Raw genomic sequence first — 22,180 nt, 5'->3', positions numbered from 1 at the left:
GCGCGAATCCGTTATCCTTTCATGGTCAATGGCCGCGCCGGTCAAGCGGATTAGAGGCGGGAACTTGAAGAAAGCGCGCGGCAAAATGGCGTCACGGGGGCGGCCGGCCAGGAAACCGCCCGGCCGCGGCACCGCAGGCCGGAGCAAAACCACCACCAAATCTGCTCTTGCGAAACCCCCGCGCAAGCGGGCGGCCGATCCGCTGGCAAAGGCCAGGCGGCAGGTCGCGGCCCTCCAGGCGGAACTGGCCGCATCCCAGGCCCGGATCGACGAACTGCAGGCCTGGGCCGATACCGACTTCCTGCTGAACATCTACAACCGCCGCGGCTTTGAGCGCGAACTCGACCGCTCGATCGCCTACATCCGTCGCTACAAGGCGGGCGGCGCGCTGATCGTGCTCGACGTCGATCGCCTCAAGCCGATCAATGACACCTTCGGTCACGCGGCCGGCGACATCGTGCTCAAGGGTGTGGTCGCAGTGCTAATGCGCCATGTCCGCTCGTCGGATGTGGTGGGCCGTCTGGGCGGCGATGAATTCGGACTGCTGCTCTGGAATTTGACGCAGGCCGATGCGCAGGCGAAAGCGGCGGCGCTGGAGCAGGCGATCGATCAGCTCACATTTGTGTTCAAGGGAAGGCCTGTGGTCGCAGGCGCATCTGCAGGTGTTGCGCTGATCGGTGCTGCGGACAGTGCTGCGGATGTGATGGAGGCGGCGGATCGCGCAATGTATGCGCGAAAGGCATTGCGGCGCGGAGGCCGCGCGCAGGCCGTGCTCTGAAATCATGCCGCGGCGTCGTGACGCAAAATCAGGCGATGATGTCTGGCGTGATCTGGTCTTCGATGAATGAAATGCGGTCGCGCAACTGAAGCTTGCGTTTTTTCAAACGCTGCAATCTGAGCAGGTCCGGCGCGGGCGACTGATGCAGCGCTTCGATGGCGGCGTCCAGGTCGCGATGCTCCTGCTGCAACTGCGCCAGTTCAAGCGCGTATTCGTTGTTGTCCTGATCTACCATAACCGTCATTTGACTGAATTCGCCCAGACTTTCAGGTAAGTGTCTCAGAACGCTTCCGCATGACCGTCATTGCAGAAAATTGTTACCAACTCCAGTAGTCCAGTTCCAACATTTGCATCCGTTTCGGCGGGCGTTTCGCGCATGTTGGATCAGCGAGCCCAGAGGATTTAAGTCGGCTCGCGGACGCGCGATATATCGGTGACGGTATCGTGGGCCGGGTTCCCTCACAATTCGTTTCCTTTGTGCACGAAAATTTTGAACGGCTCTTTTAACTCCGCTGTCGACAGACCGCCTCGGTCATGTAGACTTAACCGTCCAGATCCGATCTGAGGTCCACTTAGCAGAGGAGACTTCTATGGCGATTCAGGCGCATCTCGTTGAACTGGAACGTAAACACGAAGTTCTGGAAAACGAATTGCACGATGCTCTCCAGCATCTTTCTACCGACGACCTCCAGATTATCGAACTCAAGCGCCGCAAGCTGGTGCTCAAGGATCAAATCGAGCGCATCAAGCTCTCTACGGTCCACTGACTTTTCCACCATTTAATCGCACGGAAATTCAGCGCGATGCTCGTAACGGCAGCAGCTGCCGTTGCGAGGTGCGGTGATGCCTGCGGCCGAGGCTACGTTACCCCGGCGACGCGGGCGGCTTCGCCTGCGATTGCGAGGGATGAGGTCAGGCCGGGCGACTCGATCCCGAACAGGTTGACCAGCCCCGCGAGGCCATGGTCCTGCGGGCCTTGGATCACGAAATCCTGCCGTGCGATGGCGGGCGGCACGATCTTTGGTCGGACGCCGGAATAGCTCGGTGCCAGCGCGCCATCCGGCAGCGCCGGCCAGTAGCGGCGGATTGCCGGGTAAAACCGCTCTGCACGTGCCGGATCCACCGCATAATCGAGACTTGCCGCGTCGGGACTGTCGACCCATTCGACGTCGGGGCCGAATTTCGCTTGTCCGCCGAGATCGATGGTCAGATGCACACCAAGTCCGCCGGGCTCCGGCACCGGATAGATCAGGTGCGAGAACGGCGCGCGCGTGCTGCAACTGAAGTAGTTGCCCTTGGCGTAGTAGCTCACCGGAATGCGGTCGGCGGGCATGCCGTCGATGGCGCGGGCAATGGCAGGCGCGTTCAGCCCCGCCGAATTGATCAGGATGCGGCACTTCAGCGTCATCGGCGCGTCGCCGCCGATCTCGACTTCGAAGCCGTCAGGAACAGCGGTCGCGCGCTTGAGCGGTGCATGAAATGCGAGTGCTCCGCCCGCATCTTCGATCTCGCCGCGCAGTGCCAGCATATAGGCATGGCTGTCGACGATGCCGGTGGATGGCGACAGCAACGCGCCGGTGCAATGCAGGGCAGGCTCGAGGGCGCGCGCTTCGGCAGCCGACAGCACCCGCATGTCATCGACGCCGTTGGCTTCGGCATGCGACTTGATCGAGACCAGCTTCTCGTCCTCATTGCTCGCGGTCGCCACGATCAGCTTGCCGCAGCGCCGGTACGGCACGCCATGGGCGTCGCAGTATTGATAGAGCGCCTGCTTGCCGGCAACGCACATCCGCGCCATCAGGCTGCCCGCCGGATAATAAATCCCGGCGTGGATCACCTCGCTGTTGCGCGAGGATGTGCCGGTGCCGATGTCCCCGGCGGCCTCGACCACCACGACCTCAAGGCCCGCGCGCGCCAGTTTGCGTGCAACGGCGAGCCCGACGACGCCGGCGCCGACCACAACACACTCAATTCTGTCCATGGATGCTTCGCCCTGCCGGAACGATTCGTTTCTTGCTCATTCTATGTCCAGCGCGCCGCTTTGCGATGCTGTCCGCGTTAGGGCTTGGTTAAGCATAAGTGGCCAATTGCCCGCATTTAAGTCACAATGTGAGGGAGCCGCGATTACGCGTTTACCCGATCCAAAGAGGTACAGCCAGACACTGCGGGATGAAGAATTCCGCGGAATGGTAATGACCGGCTGGCAGAAGCAAGCACGAGCGACCACAGCGAGCCCGGTGTGGGCCGCTGCATGTCTCTGCGCCATTTTGGCGCCGGGCAGCGCGGCCGCGCAGATCGTCGCCAATCCCGATGGCTCGTTCTCTGCAACGGCTCTGGAAATCTCGAATACCGCGCTGGTATGGCAGGTGGCAATGGGCGGCTTCGTTGTCGCCGCGTTTCTTGCCGCCATCATCCTCTGGGTTTCGACCGCGCTGCGGCGTGCACGTCATGCCAATATCAGGCGCGCCGCATTCGTTTCAAGCGCGCTCAACAATCTGACGATCGGCATTGTCATGGTCGACGCGCGCAAGCGCATCGTCTTCTGCAACGACCGCTATCTGGAAATGTATGGGTTCTCCCGTGCGGATCTCGTGCCCGGAATGACCGGCCGCGATCTCACCGCACTGCGTGCGACACGAGGCATGCTGTGCGACGACATCGAAGAGTACTACCGCAACGTCAAAACCGCAGAAGGGCATATCTGCGAATTGCGCGACGGGCGCTCAATCGTGATCAAGCATCGCGAACTGTCGAACGGCGGGGTCGTCTCGACCCACGAGGATTGCACCGCGCAGCGCAGGATGTCGCGGAAGCTTGCAACCACCACGCACTTCCTTGAATCGGTCATCGACAACATTCCGGTCTGCGTCGCGGCCAAGAGCATCGAGGATGGCAGGTACATTCTCGCCAATCGCGCGTTCGAGCAATTCTCCGGATTGAGCCGCGATCAGATCATAGGCCACACCGCGGAGAAGGTTTACGTGCCGGAAGCGGCGCAGATGGTCACGGAGGCGGACCGCGACGCGATCGCTTCGCCGACCGGGCAGACGCGCACCGAATTGTCCATCGAACACAATGGCGGCAGACGCCTGATCGCCTGCAACCGCATGATCGCGCGCGACGAGAAAGGCAAGCCGGAATTCCTGGTCTCCCTGTTCGAGGACGTGACCGATCGCCGGTCCCTGTCGCGGGAAGTCCAGAGCGCGAAGAAATTCCTGGAACAGGTGGTCGACAACATCCCGGTTTCGCTCGTCGTCAAGCGGCTCAGCGATGGCCAGTATGTGCTCGCCAACCGTGCCGCCGAAGCCATGCTGACTCGGCGGCGTGAGGATGTGATCGGCTCCACGCTCGAGGACATCTACAACCCGGCCGACGTGCAGTTCATTCTCAAGCGCGACGAGGATGCCGTCCGCAAGAAAGGCGTCGTCACCGAGGAACATCCGATCCAGACCGAAAACGGGCTGCGTCTGTTTCTGACTCGGCGCGTGACCGTTCTCGACGAGGCCGGTGAGCCGCAATATCTCATCAAGACCAATGAAGACATCACCGACCGGCGCGAGACCGAGTCGCGCATGGCCCACATGGCCTATCATGATGCGCTGACGGAATTGCCGAACCGCGCGGCGTTCCTGCAGGCCCTGGAGCAGATGATCGACGCCTGCGAGGACACCGACGAGGAATTCGCGGTGCTCTCGCTCGATCTCGACCGGCTGAAGGAAATCAACGATGTGTTCGGCCACGAGGTCGGCGACCAGTTGCTGATCGAATTCTCGCGGCGTCTTGAATCGGTCATTTCCGGCGGCGTGGTCGCACGTCTCAGCGGCGACGAGTTTGGTCTCATCATCGACGGTCTTCAGCCCGATTCCGCCAAGGCGCTCGCCACGCGCCTGATGCAGTCGATGCAGACCGAATTCACGTTCGACGGGCGCGCAGTCCGCATCGGTCTCACCATCGGAATCTCGGTGTATCCGCGCAATGGCCGCGACGCCGAAACATTGCTCACCAACGCGGACGCCGCCCTGTTCCGGGCCAAGACCAAGGCGCGCGGCTCGATCAATTTCTTCGATATGGAGCTCGACCAGCAGCTCCGCGACCGCCGCGCGTTGCATCAGGATCTGTCGACTGCGATCAGGAACGGCGAACTGTCGCTGCACTATCAGCCGCAGGCCCGTGCGCGCCACAAGATGAAGTCCGATCACGTTCTCGGTTTCGAGGCGCTGGCGCGGTGGACCCATCCGGTGCGCGGTTTCGTTCCGCCCGGCGACTTCATTCCACTGGCGGAAGAAAGCGGCCTGATCGTCGAGATGGGCGAGTGGATTCTGCGCGAAGCCTGCCGGGAGGCGGCGTCGTGGCCGAAGGATCTGCAAATCTCGGTCAATCTGTCGCCGGCGCAGTTCATGCACGGCGATCTCGTCGGGCTGGTCCATTCCATTCTGATCGAAACCGGTCTCGCGCCCGGCCGGCTAGAGCTTGAAATCACCGAGGGCGTGCTGATCGAGGACTTCGACCGCGGGCTTTCATTGCTGCGGCGGCTGAAGGCGCTCGGCGTGCGGATCGCGATGGACGATTTCGGCAGCGGCTATTCCTCGCTGACCTATCTGCAGGCGTTCCCCTTCGACAAGATCAAGATCGACCGCGCCTTTGTCATGAATCTCGGACGCAATCCGCAATCGGCCGCCATCATCCGCGCGATGATCGGTCTTGGCCACGGGTTGAATATTTCCATTGTCGCCGAAGGCGTGGAAACCCAGGAACAGCTGTCCTTCCTCGCGGACGAGGCCTGCGATCAGGTGCAGGGCTATCTCCTTGGCAAGCCGGCGCCGATCGAGACCTATGCGGAATGGATCGGCCGCACCAAGAGCGTTTCCAACGTCTCGAACCTCCCGCGCAGGGTTGGCTGACGAACATCTGTCACTAATCCGCGGGCTTGACTTGCGATGATCACCATCGGAGATCATCGCGGCATGGCTGATGTCGACATTGCGATCATCGGAGGCGGCCTCAACGGCACGAGCGTCGCACGCGATGCCGCCGGACGCGGTTTGCAGGTGGCGCTGTTCGAGCAGAACGATCTCGGCAGCGGCGGGACGGCGGCCGCTCCCCATTTGATGCATGGCAATTTCATCGACCTCGAGCGCGGGAACGCGCTACGGGTGCGCGCCGCGCTGGGGGAGCGGGACATCGCGCTGCGTATCGCGCCGCATCTGGTGCGTCCGGCCCGTTTCGTGCTCCCGGTTCATTCCGAAGAGCGGCCTCCGGCTATGCTGCGCGGCGGGCTGTTTGTTTATAGCCGTCTTGCCGCGAGAAGCCCGTTACCGCGGTCCGAAGTCCTCGACCTGACGATCGACGAAGCGGGTCATTCGCTCAAGCGATCGCTCGGGCTGGCGCTGGCATATTCCGACTGCACCGTGGACGAAACGCGGCTTGTCGTTCTCAATGCGGCCGACGCCGCAGCCCGCGGCGCCGCGATCCGGACCGGCGCACGCTGCGTGTGGGCTGAACGCTCCGGGACCTGGCGGCTCGCGGTGGTCAACCGCGGCCGGCGCGAAACCGTCACCGCGCGGGCTCTGGTGAATGCGAGCGGCGCGTGGACGCGGCAGGTCGCCGAAACCGTCTTGCATTTGCCTGCCGTTCAAGCGAGCTTCTTGAAAGTCAGCCAGATCGTCGTGAGGCGGATGTTCGATGGCGACAATGTTTATGTGCTCCAGAACGACGACCGCCGCATGGTCTATGCCATTCCCTATCATCGCGATTTCACGCTGATCGGAACATCCGAGCGGAGCTTTGCCGGAGATCCGGCGATGGCATCGGCAAGTGCTGACGACATCGCCTATCTGTGCGCGGCGGCGAGCCGCTATTTCCGGGTGCGGATCGAGGCCGCGGATGTCGTGCATGCGATGGCGGGCTGCGACGCCACGGGCCATCGCAACGGCATCGTGAAACGGGACCGGAAGTCCGGCAAGGCGCCGTTGCTGACCATGATCGGCGGCGCGACGACAACGGCGCGTCGGCGCGCGGAAATCGCGCTGGCGCAGCTTGCGTCGTTTTTCGAGTTGCCGCCATCCTGGACGGCAGACGAACCTTTGCCCGGCGGCGATTTCTCTTGGGACACGTTCGACGATCAAGTCGACAATGCGCGCCAGCGCTGGACATTCCTCAGCGAGCGTCATGCGCAGCGGCTGATCGCGTCATACGGCACGCGGACCGAGCGGATTCTGGGTGCGGCAAAAAGCATGGATGACCTTGGGCCACGGTTCGGCGATGACCTCACCGGCGTGGAGGTGCGTTATCTGATGACGGAAGAATTCGCCCGGTTTGCCGACGACATTGTGTGGCGGCGCTCCAAACTCGGCCTGACGATGTCGCGGCAGGACCGCGAGGCGCTCGAAAAATTCATGGCCGCGGCATGACGGTGGGCGCTGCTAAAACGCCGTTGCTGCGGATCGGGTCGGTGGTGAAGCGTTTCGGCGGATTCACGGCGGTGGACGATCTGTCGCTCGATATCGCTGCCGGAGAATTCTTCGCGCTGCTGGGGCCATCAGGCTGCGGCAAGACCACGCTGCTCCGCATGCTGGCGGGGTTCGAGACGCCGGACGCGGGTGCGATCCATCTTGATGGTGCGGACATCGCGCATGTGCTGCCGCATGAGCGCCCCGTCAACATGATGTTCCAGAACTACGCGCTGTTTCCGCATCTCACCGTTGAGGGCAACATCGCGTTCGGGCTGAAGCGCGCAGGATTGCCGAAAGACGAGATCGCTGCGCGTGTCGCCGAAGTGGTGGCGCTGGTACGCCTGGAGGGACTTGAGAAACGCCGCCCCGACCAATTGTCGGGCGGCCAGCGCCAGCGTGTGGCGCTGGCACGGTCGCTGGCGCGCCGTCCGCGGGTGCTGCTGCTCGACGAGCCGCTGGCCGCGCTCGACAAGAAGCTGCGCGAAAGCACGCAGGCCGAATTGCTGGACGTACAGCGTCGTCTCGGCATGACCTTCATCATCGTGACCCACGACCAGGAAGAGGCGATGACGGTGGCCGACCGCATCGGCGTGATGAATAAAGGCAGATTGGTGCAGGTCGCGCCGCCGCGGGAACTCTACGAAGCGCCGAATTCGCGCTGGATTGCCGGCTTTGTCGGCGACATCAATCTGATTGAAGGGCAGGTGGCCGCGCGGCAGGCCGGGCACTTTACGATTGCGACGGAACATGCTGGCACGATCGTCGCCTCGCATGTGCCTTCAACTGCAACTTCCAATGTCTGCGCGGCAATCCGCCCGGAAAAAATCCGGATATCCAAGGAGGCGTCGGGTGAATCCGCGGTCAACACATTCAGCGGTAATCTGACATCCACCGGGTTCCTCGGCGGCGTGTCGGTCTATGCGGTCAAACTCGATGGCGGCGCGGTGCTGCGGGTGGCCGCGGCGAACGCGACGCGAGCATCCGCCGATGGGTTTGTGGTGGGGCAACGGGTGACCGTTTCATTCGCGCCCGACGATGTCGTGGTGCTGGACCGATGAGCGGGCGGCGCATCTTCACCCGCCCGGCGCGGCTTGCGGCCATCGCGCCCTATCTCTGGATGGCGCTGTTTTTCCTTGTGCCGTTCGGCTTCGTGCTGAAGATCGCACTGTCGCAGACCGCTATCGCCCAGCCGCCCTATGTCCCGGTGTTCGATCTTGCTGCTGGTTGGGAGGCCTTCAAGGCGGGCTTGAGCGCGCTGTCGTTCGACAACTTCAAGCTGCTGGCGTCGGACGATCTCTATATTTTCTCTTATGTCCGCAGCCTCGTGGTCGCGGTCACATCCACCGCGATCCTGCTGCTGATCGGCTATCCGGTGGCGTACGGCATGTCGCGGCTGCCGCAGCGGTGGCAGCCCATCGCGATGATGCTGGTGATTGTGCCGTTCTGGACCTCGTTCCTGATCCGCATCTACGCCTGGATCAACGTGCTTCAGCATGACGGCTTGCTGAACAAGGCCCTGCTCGCGCTGGGCATCATCGACAAGCCGCTGGTCTGGCTCTCGACCGACGCAGCGATGTATCTCGGCATCGTCTACTCATATTTCCCGTTCATGATCCTGCCGCTTTACGCGACGCTGTCGAAAATGGACGACGCGCTGCTCGAAGCCGCCGCCGATCTCGGCGCCTCGCGGCTGAAGGCCTTCTGGCTGGTGACTTTCCCGCTATCGCTGCCGGGCATCGGCGCGGGCGTGCTGCTGTGCTTCATTCCCATCGTTGGCGAGTTCGTGATTCCCGATCTGCTGGCGGGCTCCGATCGCATGATGATCGGTCAGACGCTGTGGCTGGAGTTTTTCACCAACAAGGACTGGCCGGTAGCGTCGGCGATTGCCGTCGTGCTGCTCGTCGTATTGCTGGTGCCGCTGTTGATCTACGAGAAGCTGCAGCGCCGTCATCTGGAGCAGCGCTGATGGCTGCGCGGCAAGCTCGCTTCTCCACATTCAATCTCGCCGCGGTGGCGCTGGGACTGGCGTTTCTGTACCTGCCGATTGCGATCCTCGTGATCTATTCGTTCAATGCTTCCCGCCTTGTCACGGTGTGGGGCGGCTGGTCGCTGCGCTGGTACATCGAATTCTTCAACGACGAGGCCATGCTGTCGGCGGCATGGATGAGCCTGCGCGTGGCGTTCTGCTCAGCGACCGCCGCGACCTTGCTTGGCACGCTGGCGGCCCTCGGGCTGGCGCGCGGGGAGCGCTTCAAGGGGCGCACGCTGTTCTCGGGGATGCTTTATGCGCCGCTGGTGATGCCCGAAGTGATCACCGGGCTGTCGCTGCTGCTGCTGTTCGTCGCCATCGATGCCGGACGCGGGTTTTGGACCGTCACCGTCGCGCACACCACGCTCACCATGTGCTTCGTGACGGTGGTGGTGCAGTCGCGGCTGAGTACGCTGGATCGCAGTCTTGAGGAAGCCGCGATGGATCTCGGCTGCTCGCCGGTTCAGGCGTTCATCGCGGTGACGCTGCCGCTGATGCTGCCGTCGATTGCCGCGGGCTGGATGCTGGCCTTTACGCTGTCGCTGGACGACCTCGTGATCGCCAGCTTCACCACCGGGCCGGGATCGGCGACGCTGCCGATCCGGATCTACTCGGAAGTGCGGCTCGGCGTGAAGCCGGAGATCAACGCCATCTGTACGCTGGTGATCGCGGTGGTAGCGCTGGTGATCGTCGCCGCGTCGCTGGCATCGAAACTGTCGAGCGAGCAGGGCGAGAGCGCGGCGCCGCTTTAGGCCGAAAGTCCTGCCGCAACGGCCCGTCTCTGAAATGCGACTTGCCGGTGTGGCGCTGATCCTGGCAGGGGGCCGCGGCTCTGAAACTGCCGCTGGCCTAGTCCACCTTGTCGGATTTTGATTCCGTGGTCGAAGGTGGCGCAGAATTCTGAGGCGTCTCGGTGGACTGCGCCGGAACGGGGGCTTCCGCAGCGGGCGCAATCGGAGCAGGCAGCACCGGCACCGGCAAGACAACGGCAGCGGGGGCGCTCGGTTGCGGGGCTGCGGCCTGAGGCTGCGCCGCCGCCGGTTCGGCGGGAGCTTTTCGACCGCCGGTGAAACGATCGATCACCGATTTCACCGCGTCGCGCGTCTTGCGGTCCTTCAGGGAATCCAGCAGCGGCGCGGAGGCCGGCGAACGGCGGAGCAGCGATTCCGAATCCGGGAACACAAGCGGGTCATCCCACGGCCCTTGCACCACGAACGGCAATTGAAACGCCGGCGGGACATCGCTCGCGACGACAAGGCTGGCAACGCCCTTCAGATCGTATTCACGCGACGGCACCGACGCCGTGCCGGTGAGCAGGACGCGTATGGTCGGCCCTTCGATCCGCGCATCTTCTGCGGTGGCGACGCCGTCATTGAAGCGGATCGCGATATTCAGCGTCTCGAACGGCGTCGAGCCGCTGCGGAAATTGCCGGCGCCCGACAACGGGCGGCGCTCGAGACGCTTCAGAAGTTGTTCGACATTGAGTCCGCTGATCGCGCCGTCATGCCCCGTCAGTGTCGCGGTGCCGTCGAGCGACTGCGCCAGCGCAAACGGGCTGGCGCCCTTGGCTTCCAGCGCGAAGTTGAGATTGCCGCGCCCCGTCAGCTTGTTGACGCCGAACAGTTCCTGCACGCAGCTTGCCAGATCGACATCGGTGAACTGGAACTGGGCTTTGACATCCGCATCGGGATCGGTCCGGGTAATGCCGAACGAGCCCTTGAGGATGCCGCCGTAGATCTGCGCTTCGCCGATGCTCAGCGCCAGCGTGCCGTTGCGCAGATTGGCGCCGAGCGCGGTGCGGCCGAGTTTGGAGGTGCCGATAGTGACCTTGGCAGCCGACAGGCGCATGTCGAGATCGGTGGCGGAGAGGCCGCGCAGATCGAACAGTTGCCGGTTCCAGTCGCGGGCACCGCTGGCGAGCAGGCGGATGGTTTCGATGTAAGGCGTAAAGTCGAGCGTGTCGGCGGCCAAGGTCGCCTGCACGGTCTGGCGGTCGTTGTTGCTGTAGGTGATGACGCCTTCGGCGGTGTTGCCGTCGAGCTCGAGATTGACGTTGGTCAGCGCGATGGATTCGCCGACCACATTGGTGCGGGCCTTCAGCGAAAACCGTCCGAGGCCGCCGGTGCCGGGAGGGGCCTGTCCCGCCCAGCGCATGGCGTTGCGCAGCGAGGGGCTGTCGGCGGTCAGCGTGCCTTCCATCAGGAGGCTGGTGCGGTTGGCGATCGCACCGTCGAAAGCGAACTTGAGCGGCGCGCTCGCGACCCGGACCTTGATGCCGGATCGGTCGCCGGAGAGCGCGGCGATGAAGTCGTTGATGCTCAGGCTGCCGTCGACCAGTTCGCCCCGCCAGTTGAACTGACCGGTGGCGGCGAAGGAGCGCGAGATCGACGGCCATGCCAGCGACAGGTCGATCGCGTTGACGGTCTCGGCGATATCGCGGGCGTCGTTCTGATAGGTGAGGACGCCGTCCTTGATGCGGATTTCGGAGAACGACACCGGACTGTCGACGCCGGGCTTCACGGTGCGCGCCAGCGTTTCGACGATGGCCGACCAGTTGCTGCGGCCATCGGCGCTGCGCTTCACGTTGATCCGCGGATTCTGCAGCGTTACGTCGGCGATTTCATAGCGCCGCATCAGGAGCGGCAGCAGGCGCAGGTTGGCGGTCAGTTCGTCAACGGTCAGCGGCTCGTCGGCGATGCCGCCGCCGCGCGAACTCGCGCCTTTCAGTCCGACCTGCCGGAGGGTGATGGAACTGCCGGGAAAAACCGAGACGCGGACGTCGCCGCCAACCTTCAGGTCGAGACCGGTCGCTGCGCGAATCTGCTTCTCGACCGAAAGCCGCACGGCGTTCTCGTCGATCATCCATGAAATGGCGATCAGGCCGATCAGCGCGGCAGCGAGAAATGCCGCAACCGGCATCCCGAGGCGCTTTATCCCTTGGGCCATCGTCAATGAGTTCATCCGGTAAGGTTGCTGTGTCGGGCATCGGCGGGTTTCCCTGCGCCGGGCAACCGCAACTTGATTGTTTTTCTTGACGCTTTCAAGGCCATCCGAAGCCTTAAACCCTGCAATCGCGCCCCAAAAGCAAAGGTATTCGAAGGTGTTCGGACGATGCGTCGCATTGAGCGGGATCGCAGCCGGCCGAACCGGCGGGACGCCGCGACGCGATTGACGCGCCTTGAAAATTCCGCCTAATAATCGGCCCCAACTCGGACTTGCCAACCACCACTCGAGCGGCTTGCCCGCCTGTTTTCCTCCATCAGGTTGCACCCCCATGAACAAGGTTTACCCCGACGCGAAATCCGCGCTCGATGGCGTTGTTAAAGACGGCATGATGGTCATGTCCGGCGGTTTCGGTCTCTGCGGCATTGCCGAGACCCTGTCCGACGCGCTGCGCGAAACCGGCGTCAAGAACCTGACGGTCGTCTCGAACAATGCCGGTGTCGACGGCATCGGCCTCAGCCGCCTGCTGGAAACACGCCAGATCAAGAAGATGATCTCGTCCTATGTCGGCGAGAACAAGCTGTTCGCGCAGCAATACCTCGCAGGCGAGCTCGAACTCGAGTTCAATCCGCAGGGCACGCTCGCGGAACGTATCCGCGCCGGCGGCGCCGGCATTCCGGGCTTCTACACCAAGACCGGCGTCGGCACGCTGATTGCCGAAGGCAAGGAAGTGAAGGAGTTCAACGGCGAGAAGTACATCCTTGAGACCGGCCTCGTTGCCGATCTCGCCATCGTGCACGCCTGGAAGGGGGACACGGCGGGCAACCTCGTCTACCGCAAGACCGCGCGCAACTTTAACCCGATGATGGCGACCGCCGCGAAGGTCACGATCGCGGAAGTCGAGCATCTGGTGCCTGCGGGCGAGATCGATCCCGATCACATCCACACACCCGGCATTTTCGTCCAGCGCATCATCGCAGTCGATCCCGCGCTGAAGCGGATCGAGCAGCGCACCACGCGCAAGCGCGCATAACAGATTTCCTTAAGGAGAGCCCCATGGCCTGGACCCGCGAACAGATGGCAGCGCGCGCCGCGAAGGAGCTGCGCGACGGTTATTACGTCAATCTCGGCATCGGCATTCCGACGCTGGTGTCCAACTACATTCCCGACGGCGTCGATGTGTCCCTGCAGAGCGAGAACGGCATGCTGGGCATGGGTCCGTTCCCCTATGAGGGCGAGGAAGATCCCGACCTCATCAACGCCGGCAAGCAGACCGTGACCGAACTGCCAGACACCAGCTACTTCTCCAGCGCGGATTCGTTCGCAATGGTGCGCGGCGGCCATATCGATCTGTCGATCCTCGGCGCGATGCAGGTCGCCGAGAACGGCGACCTCGCCAACTGGATGATCCCCGGCAAGATGGTGAAGGGCATGGGCGGCGCGATGGATCTCGTCGCCGGCGTCAAGCGTGTCGTCGTGGTCATGGAGCATTCCGCCAAGGACGGCGCGAAGCTGCTGCATCGCTGCAACCTGCCGCTGACCGGCGAGCGCGTGGTCGACATGGTCGTGACCGATCTGGCGGTGTTCACCATCGACAAGCACGGCAACGACGGCATGGCGCTGATCGAACTTGCCGACGGCGTCACGCTCGATGAGGTGAAGGCCAAGACCGAGGCAACCTTCCGTGTCGCGTTGAAGAACGCCTGAACGCCTGGACGGTCATGACAGCGCAGCGCGGCCTCATTGGCCGCGCGACGCTATCGCCGGCCGAGAAAGCCGGGATTTTGCGGGGACAGCAATTGCGAACGGATGTCGGTGTCGAGGGTCGGGTTCGACTGAACGAAACTGCCTGACAGCGACAGAGTGACGTTGGAGGTCGGCTTGAATTCGACCCCGGCGTTGACGCTGGTGGCAAGCGTGCCGCTGGGCTGCAGGCCGGGCGTGACAATCGATGTAAAGACGTCCGGTGTCGTTCGCAGCGAGCTGACACCTCCGAAGAGTGTCACTGGTGTGTCGCCAATGCCCTTAAAGCTGTAGCCGTATTGCGCGCCATCGGACGACAATCCGCTCCCGACAGTGAATGCGCCGGCGCTGAACGGGACGTTGAATGAATTTGCCGGTATGCTGTAGCTGCTGAACGAGAAGCCCTTGCGGAAACCGTCCTCGTCCGGAGCGTTGTCCCAATACTGCGTCGTTGTATCGCCGCCGAGCCCGAAAGGCCCGCCTGGGATCCAGTACCGGATGGGTGCGACCTGAGCCTGGGCGGCAGACGCGGCCAGAGTCAGTACAGCGGCGAGAGCAAGGGCGCACTTGACGGCGATTCGATATTTCAGAAGTTCCATCATCTCACGCATTATACGGTTGCGGCAGGTCCAAGCACAGCAAGTTAAGAATAAAATATGCTAGGTCTGACGGTATATCCGAGGCTCTTTCGATGCTGCGACGTCGTTGCGGCGTTTTTTCGGCGGCGCGCTCAACAGCAAAGGACAATCTCATGCGCGGCAGCATCGAAGACAAGGCCTTCCTGATCCTGATCGTCGTGGTGTCGCTGGCCTTCGGCTGGATTCTCACGTCGTTCTATGGCGCGATCCTCTGGGGCGTGGTGATTGCCATCATGTTTGCACCGCTGTACCGGCGGTTGCTGCAGCGGATGCCGGAGCGGCCGACTCTTGCGGCGGTGGCGATGATCTTGCTGGTCGTCATGATCGTGATCCTGCCGCTGACGCTGATCGCCGCGTCGCTCACCCAGCAGGCAGCCGCAGTGTTCGCGAAGGTGCAGTCCGGCGAACTCAACTTCGTCAGGCTGTTTCAGCAGATCCTGGATGCGCTGCCGCAATGGGTAACCAACGTGCTCGACCGCTTCGGTGTCGCAAGCCTCGGCGGGATGCAGGAGAAAATCGCGGCCGGGCTGCTTAAGGGCAGCCAGCAGATCGCGGCCCAAGCCTTGAACATCGGTCAGAGCACGCTCGAATTCATCGTCAACGTCGCGATCATGCTTTACCTGCTGTTCTTCCTGTTCCGCGACGGCGGCGCGCTGTCGCGGCGTGTCAAGGACGCGATTCCGCTGCGCGCCGAGCTGCGCGATGCGCTGCTGGAGAAGTTTACGGTCGTGATCCGGGCCACGGTGAAGGGGAGTCTTCTGGTCGCCATGGCGCAGGGCGCGCTCGGTGGTCTGATCTTCTGGATCCTCGGCATCAATGCAGCGCTGCTGTGGGCGGTGCTGATGGCGTTCCTGTCGCTGCTGCCTGCCGTCGGAGCGGGACTGGTCTGGATGCCGGTCGCGCTTTATCTGCTGGCCGCCGGATCGTTTCTTCAGGGCGTGATCCTGATCGCCTACGGCTTTCTGGTCATCGGCCTTGTCGACAATCTGCTGCGCCCGATGCTGGTGGGCAAGGACACCAAGCTTCCGGACTATGTGGTGCTGATCTCGACGCTGGGCGGCATCGAAGCCTTCGGGCTCAATGGCTTTGTCATCGGTCCGGTCATCGCTGCGATGTTCATCGCGGTGTGGGATATCTTTTCGATATCGCGGAATAAGGCGCGGGCTGCTGAGACCGATCTCTAGGCCGGTCCCTGCGGAATATCCGAGAACCGCGTCAGCCATGCCACCGGGCCGATGCTCGCCGCCACGATCAAAAGCGCGGCGAGGGCGCCGTCCTCGAAGCTGCCGCGGCTGGCATACTGATAGATCGAGGTCGCCAGCGTCTCGACATTGAGCGGCCGCAGAAGCAGCGTCGCGGGCAGTTCCTTCAGGCAATCGACGAACACCACGATGGCGGCACCAAGTAGCGCGGGGCGCAGCAGCGGCAGATGGATGCGCCGCATGGCGGTGATCTGTCCGGCGCCAGCGCTCCGCGCGCTGTCGTCGTAATCGAACGGGATGCGCTCGAAGCCGGCGCGCAGAAATCCGGTCGGGACTGCGAGAAAGCGGATCACATACGCAGTGATCACGGCCGCGCCGGAGCCCATCAGCACAAGGCCCGGCAGCGCCAGTCCGAGCCACGCCGCAAAAGTGTTCAGCGCATTGTCGATGGTCAGCACCGGCGAGAGCAGGCCGAGCGCGAGCACCAGTCCGGGGAGCGCGTAACCGGTCTGCGCGATGTTGGACGCGACCGCGCGCCAGGAGCCGGGCCGCCAACGCGTGGCGAGGATTGTCGCCAGTCCGAGACCCAGCGCGACGAAGGTGGCGAGCGCCGCGAAACTTATCGAACTGAATGCGTCGCGCCAGATCGCGGTATCCATCGTCACCGACGATCGATGGATGCTCTGATACAGCAGAAACAGCAGCGGCACGACGAAGCCGAGCAACGCCGGCAGGGCGCATGCGGTGAAAGCCAGCCAGCCTCTGAGTCCGGTGAACGGCGTGCGCGGCGTCAGCCGGGGACTCTCGGACGAAAATTCCGTGACGGCGTTGCGGCGTCCGTAACGCTCCAGCGCGATCAGCCCGCCGACGATCACCAGCACCAGGCATGACAGTTGTGCTGCGCCCGCAAGGCTGCCGCGATTGAGCCAGGTGGTGAAGATCGAGACGGTGAGTGTCCGCACCCCGAGATACTCGCTGGCGCCGATGTCGTTCAGCGTTTCCAGAGCGACGAGCGCGAGGCCGACCGCCAACGCCGGACGAGCCATCGGCAGCGAGATGCGGCGAAACACATCCCAGCGTCCCGCGCCGAGGGTGCGCGCGGCTTCGGCAAACTCGGCGCTCTGCAACTGGAAGGTCGCGCGCGCGGAGAGATAGACATACGGATAGAGCACAATGCCGATGATGAAAATCGCGCCCGGCAGGGAGCGCAGGTTCGGCAACAGCGCCAGCGCATCGCGCGGCGGAAGCCACAGCGTCAGCGCGCGATGGACGAGGCCGAGCGGCTCGAACAGATCGACATAAACGTAAGCCGCAATGTAGGTCGGAATCGCCAGCGGCAGCGGCAGCAGCCAGAGCAGCAACCCGCGTCCCGGGAAATCGTGCGATGACACCAGCCACGCGGTGCCCGCACCTGCGAGCAGCGCGACCGCTCCGACGCCGATCAGCAGCGCGGCTGTGTCGCGCAGCGCCAGCGGCAGCACGTAGTCGATAAGATGCGACCACAGACCGGGCGCGGGCTGTGCCGCGATCACGACGATCGCCAGCACCGGCAACGCAACAAGCGCCGCCGTGAAGACCGCCAGCACCGAGATGGCGGGCTCTGCGATGCGCGTGGTGGTCACGTGTCCTCACTCCCTCTCCCCGCATAACCCGTCGAAGACGGGCGTAAACGCCCTTTCGCTGGGGAGAGGGTTGGGGTGAGGGGCTTTTGGTATCGGTCGATCAGAACGAGCGCCTCAATTGTCGAAGCCGACCTTGTCGACCAGCGTGGAGGCGGCCTTGCGACTGGCCGCGATCTTCGCGATCGGCAGTGCGTCGGGGTTCAACTTGCCGTAGCCTGCGATGGTCGGATTGACGGCGACGCCGGCGCGGACCGGATATTCGTAGTTGGCATCGGCATAGAGGTGCTGCGCGTGTTCGCCGGCCAACCATTCGATGAACTTGACTGCATTGGCGCGGTTGGGCGCGTTCTTCGCCAGCAGTACGCCGGACAGATTCACATGGGTGCCGCCGCCTGCGAAGGTCGGCAGGATCACCCTGGTGGCTTCCGCCCATGGCTTCTTGTCGGGGTCGTTGTTCATCAGCGCCCAGTAATAGGTGTTGCCGATGGCGAGATCGCACTTGCCCGCCGCGACGTCGCGCGCCTGCTCGCGGTCGCCGCCGGACGGCTTCTGCGCGAGATTGGCCTTGACGCCGCGCAGCCATTCTTCGGCTTTCGCTTCGCCGTGATGCGCGACATAGGCCGCGAACAGCGCGTTGTTATAGATGTGCTGACCGGAGCGGATGCAGATCTTGCCCTTCCACTTCGGGTCCGCGAGTTCCTCATAGGTGATGGCGTCCTGCTTGACGCGGTCTTTGGAGGCGTAGATCACGCGCGCGCGCATCGAGATGCCGGCCCAGTGGCCGTCGGGATCGCGATATTGCGCCGGTACGACCTTGTCGATGACGTCTGACTTGATCGGTTGGGTCACCCCGGCCTGCACGGCTTCATCGATGCGGCCGATATCGACCGTCAGCAGCACGTCGGCGGGACTGTTGGCGCCTTCCGACTTGATGCGCTGCTCAAGGCCGGAACTCGCCGAGACGATATTGACCTTGATGCCGGTGTCCTTGGTGAAGGCGTCGATCAGCGGCTGCACCAGCTTGTTCTCACGATAGCTGTACACGTTGACCTCGCCGGATTGGGCGAATGCGGCCGCATTCAGGGTCATCGCGGAAGCGATGACGGTTGCGGCGGCGAGAATGCGAGATCGTGACATGATGAGGCTCCGGCAGCTTTGATGAGCATCGCGGCGCTGAGCGTTGCAGCGCGCGGTGCCGGTTCTGTAGCGCAGAGAGCGCGCACATTCACGCGGCGCGATGTCGCGAGATCGCTGATTTAGAGAGATTCCAGAGTGGCGATCAGGCGATCGCGCTGGCGTGCGAGAACACGACCTCGATCAGCGTGCCCGAATGCGGCGCGGTCTTGATGTGGAATTGCGCGCGGTTGGCTTCGACCAGCGCCTTCGTCAGCGACAGGTTCACCACCGAGCCATCCGCCGTCTGGTCCGATGCGCCCGTCGTGCGGAACGGCGCCATGGCGGCGGCGATCTCGTTGTCGTTGAGACCGGTGCCGGTGTCGCGGACGCGCAGCACGATGTCGCCGAAATCGGTGGTGGCGGTCGAGACGATGACCTGCCCGCCGGCATTGGCCAGATGAATCGAATTGCCGATCAGGTTCAGCGCGATCTGGCGCAGCGCGCGGGCATCGGCCTTCACCGTCGGCAGCGCATGGGCGAGCGAGGTGCGGATGATGATGCGCTCGCGATTGGCCTGCGGCTGCATCACCGCGACACATTGCTCGACCATGCTGTTGAGGTCCTGGCTTGCGAACGAGAGCTCCATCTTGCCGGTTTCGATGCGCGACAGGTCCAGCAGATCGTCGATGATCGCGATCACACGCTGCCCGGACGCGCGGATGTCTTTCATGTATTCGACATAGCGTTCGTTGCCGAGCGCGCCGAAGCGTTCGTCGATCATCACGTCGGCGAAGCCGATGATGGCGCTGAGCGGCATGCGAACCTCGTGGCTGATCCGCCCGAGGATGTCGGCGCGCGCTGTCGTCGCACGCTCGACCTGCCGCCGCGCCTGCACCAGTTCGCCTTCGCTTTTCCGTGTCTGCGACTGGTTACGGAAGATCGCGAAAAGGCGTGCGCCGTCCGGCCGTGTGCGGCCCAGGGTCATCGACAATGGAATGACGCTGCCGTCACGGGCGCGGCCCAGCATCTCGCGGTCGTGGTTGAGCAGACTCGTCACCGCGGCGGTCCTGACCTCGCTCACATAGTCCTGCACGGCGCGCTGGCTGTCCGCTGCGAACAGATCGGTCAGACCGAGCGTCGCCATTTCGTTGTCGTCACGGCCGAACAGAATCTCGGCGCTGCGATTGCAGGAAAGGACGCGGCCCTGAGCGTCGAAGACAATGACGCCCTCGGCGGTGTTGTCGAGAATGGTGCCGAGTTCTTCGGCCTGTGTGGTGTCGTCGCTGGCGACCGTGACCGGCGTGATGGCGATTGCCGGCGCGGGTTCGATCCTTGGTTCGCCTCTTGGCTCGGCGCGCGGACCGGAAAACACCAGCGCATGCGCCGGCTCGTTGTCCCATGTGATGGCGAACAGCCGGGCGTCGGCGGGCTCGCCCTTGTCCGGGCCGCTCTTGCTGGTGGCCGCGATCACGACAGGCGTGCCGGTCTCGGAGGTGCTGCTGGCAGAGCCCGCACCGGCCTCGACAGTCAGCGCATCGAGACCGCCGGCCTCTGTCAGCGCGTGAAGGTCTTCATAGCCGGTGGAGGCGAGAAACGCCTTGTTGGCGTAGATCAGCCGGTCGAGCCGATACACCAGCACACCGACCGGCAGGCGGTCGAGCAACAGCGAATCCTGTGCGGCATTGGCACGCGGCAGGATTGGCTCGGGCTGGAGAAATGCGGGAGGATGTTCAAGCGCGGGCGGTTCGGACACGGGTGCATGGGGCGGCGCAGCGTCGTCGGCGGCAAACAGTTCGGCGACGGAGGCGTCGGTGAGCATTTCGTCCTCGGCTGCATTCTCCAGACGCGCCGACAGCCGCCGCGCCAGTTCGTCGAACGCGTTGCTTTCGACAGCCGTCAGCGTCGGCGATTTCGGTTCGGCCACCGGGAACGGCACGACGTTCTGCGGAGTGTCCACCATGGGTTTCTGCTCCGTTCTCGGGACAGTGTCCCTTGGGAAGTTATCTTGCACGCTGTCCGCGGCATGCACCACCGTCTCTGACGGAAGCATGCTTGCTGGCGGCTCGTCCACAATGTGTTCGCTGACCGGCTCGGGCGCCGTCGTGTCTTGCCGCGGCGGTTCGCCGGGCTGCGCCGCCGCCGGAGGCTTCGGCGCATACAACACGTCGTCATGGCGCTGGGCGGCGAGCCGCGCCATGCCTTCGACGTCGCGGCAGATGCCGAAGCCGCGATAGCCCAGGAAATTCCCGGCGCGGTCGTAGAGCGGCAGTCCTGACAGTTCGACCGGCAGCCGGGCGCCTGCGCCGTCGGCAGGCCAGTTCACGACAATGCCGCTCCAGGTGTCGCGGGTGGCGACGGCGGCCGCGACCTGGCCCTCGGGGTCGAGGCCGAGCGCATCGGCGATCTCGCCCCACGGCCGGCCGAACGCGGCAGCCGTGCGCGCGCCGATCAGGCGGCTGAATTCGTCGAAGCCAAGCGAGAAGCGGCTGTCCTCGTCCATGTGCCACATGAAGCGCAGCGGATGCCGCCGCGGCGTCAGTGGCGGGCCGTCCATCTCAAGCAGCGTTGCCGATACATCGCCGGCGTCGGCCGAAGCAGAGGGTTGGCGTCGTTCGTCATCAATATAGATGCGCGTGACGTTTTCCGCTGGCCTGTCGTGATGCGTGGGCTCTCCGCGCGGCGCGTCTGCATCTGCGGCTGGCTCAGGTTCTTCGCTCGCGATGTGCCGAGGCGCTGCGGTGTCCGCAACAGTCTGAGCTGGCGCTTCCGGTTCGGACGAGTCATCGAACACGGATTCGAAAAGATCGACCGGGGTCACGCCGTGTGCGGTTGTCTGGCCGGAAACCTGTGCTGGCGTTTTTGTTTCAGCCGGAGCGGGTTCAGCGGGTGCAGTCTGCTCAGCATGCTCCGTGCCGCTTGCCCGCACCGGCTCCGCCGCTTCCGGAGCCAGCACCACTGGCGTCGGCTTCGGCACCGGCTTGGGCACGATCACGGGATCGATCAATGCAACCAGGGCGGTTTCGTCGCCGCTGCCGACGCGATGGACCGTGACGCGGCTGGAGTCCATTTGCAGGATCGATTGTCCGTTCCGCAGGGCGCCGGTGCGTGCGTCGTCGAATCCGGGCCCGGTCAGATCGTTGAACAATCCGGGGAATGTCTTCGCAGCTTCGTTCGCGCCCGCCAGCGCGCCGTTCGGTGTGAATGTCATGGCCGGCATGGCAATGCTGTCGACCAGATGCGCAAGCCGCTCGGTGAGCGGCATCGGACGTCCGGCAGGATCGGCGGCGGCGATGAGAATCCCGGCGCTTCCGTCCGCGAAGGTGAGCCGCGCGCAGGAACATGTCAGCAGGCGGCCGAGCGGCGCGCCGAAACCGCGCAGCCGTTCAAGCCGTGATGCGCCTGACGGTGACAATCGCGCTGCCAGCTGCGCGGCCTGGCGGCGATGCGGGTCGGCGGGGCCGATGGTTTTCTCGGCAAGGGCGGCGGCACTGCGTTCGCCGAACAGCCGCGCTCCGACTGTGTTGGTCCAGAGAATGTGCGCGCCGTCGAGCGACCAGACCCACGCAGGCAAGCTGCTTGTCGCGTGAACCGCAAGGCGCGGATCGCGGATGCCATGGAGCTGGAAGTCGGCTTCGCGGGTCTTGGGCAACGGGTCTG

17 protein-coding genes are annotated in these 22,180 nt (G+C 63.8%); 10 read left to right on the top strand and 7 right to left on the bottom strand.

Annotated elements, in window-relative coordinates; genetic code table 11:
• The first annotated feature begins 28 nt into the window (after positions 1–28).
• Positions 29–778: a GGDEF domain-containing protein gene (locus AC1Q67_RS07515; protein WP_492234614.1), complete on the top strand. Its 750-nt coding sequence runs from the start codon at positions 29–31 to the stop codon at positions 776–778.
• 28 nt (positions 779–806) lie between these two features.
• Here the strand turns inward: AC1Q67_RS07515 and AC1Q67_RS07510 are convergent, their stop codons facing one another.
• Positions 807–1,013: a YdcH family protein gene (locus tag AC1Q67_RS07510; protein WP_024574308.1), complete on the bottom strand. Its 207-nt coding sequence runs from the start codon at positions 1,011–1,013 to the stop codon at positions 807–809.
• Between the two features lie 355 nt (positions 1,014–1,368).
• Here AC1Q67_RS07510 and AC1Q67_RS07505 point away from each other — a divergent pair, with 355 nt between their 5' ends.
• Entirely contained in the window at positions 1,369–1,545 is a 177-nt protein-coding gene (locus AC1Q67_RS07505) for a YdcH family protein (protein WP_081710847.1), read from the top strand.
• Between the two features lie 92 nt (positions 1,546–1,637).
• Here the strand turns inward: AC1Q67_RS07505 and AC1Q67_RS07500 are convergent, their stop codons facing one another.
• On the bottom strand, positions 1,638–2,759 hold the full coding sequence (locus AC1Q67_RS07500) for an NAD(P)/FAD-dependent oxidoreductase (RefSeq protein ID WP_492234615.1): 1,122 nt from the start codon (positions 2,757–2,759) through the stop codon (positions 1,638–1,640).
• A gap of 211 nt (positions 2,760–2,970) precedes the next feature.
• On the opposite strand from AC1Q67_RS07500, the gene AC1Q67_RS07495 reads away from it, so the two are divergent.
• From AC1Q67_RS07495 to AC1Q67_RS07475, 5 genes are all read left to right on the top strand, one after another.
• On the top strand, positions 2,971–5,679 hold the full coding sequence (locus AC1Q67_RS07495; RefSeq protein WP_492234616.1) for a sensor domain-containing protein: 2,709 nt from the start codon (positions 2,971–2,973) through the stop codon (positions 5,677–5,679).
• Between the two features lie 63 nt (positions 5,680–5,742).
• A complete protein-coding gene (locus AC1Q67_RS07490) occupies positions 5,743–7,188 on the top strand; it encodes a glycerol-3-phosphate dehydrogenase (RefSeq protein ID WP_492234617.1) in 1,446 nt (481 codons plus the stop codon).
• On the top strand, positions 7,185–8,288 hold the full coding sequence (locus tag AC1Q67_RS07485; RefSeq protein ID WP_492234618.1) for an ABC transporter ATP-binding protein: 1,104 nt from the start codon (positions 7,185–7,187) through the stop codon (positions 8,286–8,288). Before AC1Q67_RS07490 ends, AC1Q67_RS07485 begins: the two co-directional genes overlap by 4 nt.
• Positions 8,285–9,196, top strand: a complete 912-nt coding sequence (locus AC1Q67_RS07480; RefSeq protein ID WP_492234619.1) for an ABC transporter permease — start codon at positions 8,285–8,287, stop codon at positions 9,194–9,196. Before AC1Q67_RS07485 ends, AC1Q67_RS07480 begins: the two co-directional genes overlap by 4 nt.
• Positions 9,196–10,011, top strand: coding sequence for an ABC transporter permease (locus AC1Q67_RS07475; RefSeq protein WP_024574315.1), 816 nt, complete (start codon positions 9,196–9,198; stop codon positions 10,009–10,011). The genes AC1Q67_RS07480 and AC1Q67_RS07475 overlap by 1 nt, the downstream gene beginning before the upstream one ends.
• 97 nt (positions 10,012–10,108) lie before the next feature.
• Here the strand turns inward: AC1Q67_RS07475 and AC1Q67_RS07470 are convergent, their stop codons facing one another.
• Complete coding sequence (locus AC1Q67_RS07470) at positions 10,109–12,205, bottom strand: AsmA family protein (protein WP_492234620.1); 2,097 nt, start codon at positions 12,203–12,205, stop codon at positions 10,109–10,111.
• A 328-nt stretch (positions 12,206–12,533) separates the two neighbouring features.
• On the opposite strand from AC1Q67_RS07470, the gene AC1Q67_RS07465 reads away from it, so the two are divergent.
• On the top strand, positions 12,534–13,235 hold the full coding sequence (locus AC1Q67_RS07465; protein ID WP_006022134.1) for a CoA transferase subunit A: 702 nt from the start codon (positions 12,534–12,536) through the stop codon (positions 13,233–13,235).
• 23 nt (positions 13,236–13,258) lie between these two features.
• Positions 13,259–13,909 carry a 3-oxoacid CoA-transferase subunit B gene (locus tag AC1Q67_RS07460; protein ID WP_002713333.1) on the top strand — a complete coding sequence of 217 codons (651 nt, stop codon included), beginning with the start codon at positions 13,259–13,261 and terminating at the stop codon, positions 13,907–13,909.
• 50 nt (positions 13,910–13,959) lie between these two features.
• Here AC1Q67_RS07460 and AC1Q67_RS07455 read toward each other — a convergent pair whose 3' ends face one another.
• Entirely contained in the window at positions 13,960–14,547 is a 588-nt protein-coding gene (locus AC1Q67_RS07455) for a hypothetical protein (RefSeq protein WP_492234621.1), read from the bottom strand.
• A 149-nt stretch (positions 14,548–14,696) separates the two neighbouring features.
• Between AC1Q67_RS07455 and AC1Q67_RS07450 the strand changes: the two genes are divergently transcribed.
• A complete protein-coding gene (locus tag AC1Q67_RS07450; RefSeq protein WP_492234622.1) occupies positions 14,697–15,767 on the top strand; it encodes an AI-2E family transporter in 1,071 nt (356 codons plus the stop codon).
• Here AC1Q67_RS07450 and AC1Q67_RS07445 read toward each other — a convergent pair.
• From AC1Q67_RS07445 to AC1Q67_RS07435, 3 genes are all read right to left on the bottom strand, one after another.
• Positions 15,764–17,407 carry an ABC transporter permease gene (locus AC1Q67_RS07445; RefSeq protein ID WP_492234623.1) on the bottom strand — a complete coding sequence of 548 codons (1,644 nt, stop codon included), beginning with the start codon at positions 17,405–17,407 and terminating at the stop codon, positions 15,764–15,766. The genes AC1Q67_RS07450 and AC1Q67_RS07445 overlap by 4 nt on opposite strands.
• A 114-nt stretch (positions 17,408–17,521) precedes the next feature.
• Entirely contained in the window at positions 17,522–18,544 is a 1,023-nt protein-coding gene (locus tag AC1Q67_RS07440; protein WP_492234624.1) for a Fe(3+) ABC transporter substrate-binding protein, read from the bottom strand.
• A gap of 142 nt (positions 18,545–18,686) precedes the next feature.
• Positions 18,687–22,172, bottom strand: coding sequence for a PAS domain-containing sensor histidine kinase (locus tag AC1Q67_RS07435; protein WP_492234625.1), 3,486 nt, complete (start codon positions 22,170–22,172; stop codon positions 18,687–18,689).
• Positions 22,173–22,180: the final 8 nt, after the last annotated feature.

The sequence above is a fragment of the Afipia sp. GW823-FHT06G09 genome (assembly GCF_058794875.1).
This window is presented reverse-complemented; position numbering and strand designations above follow the sequence as displayed.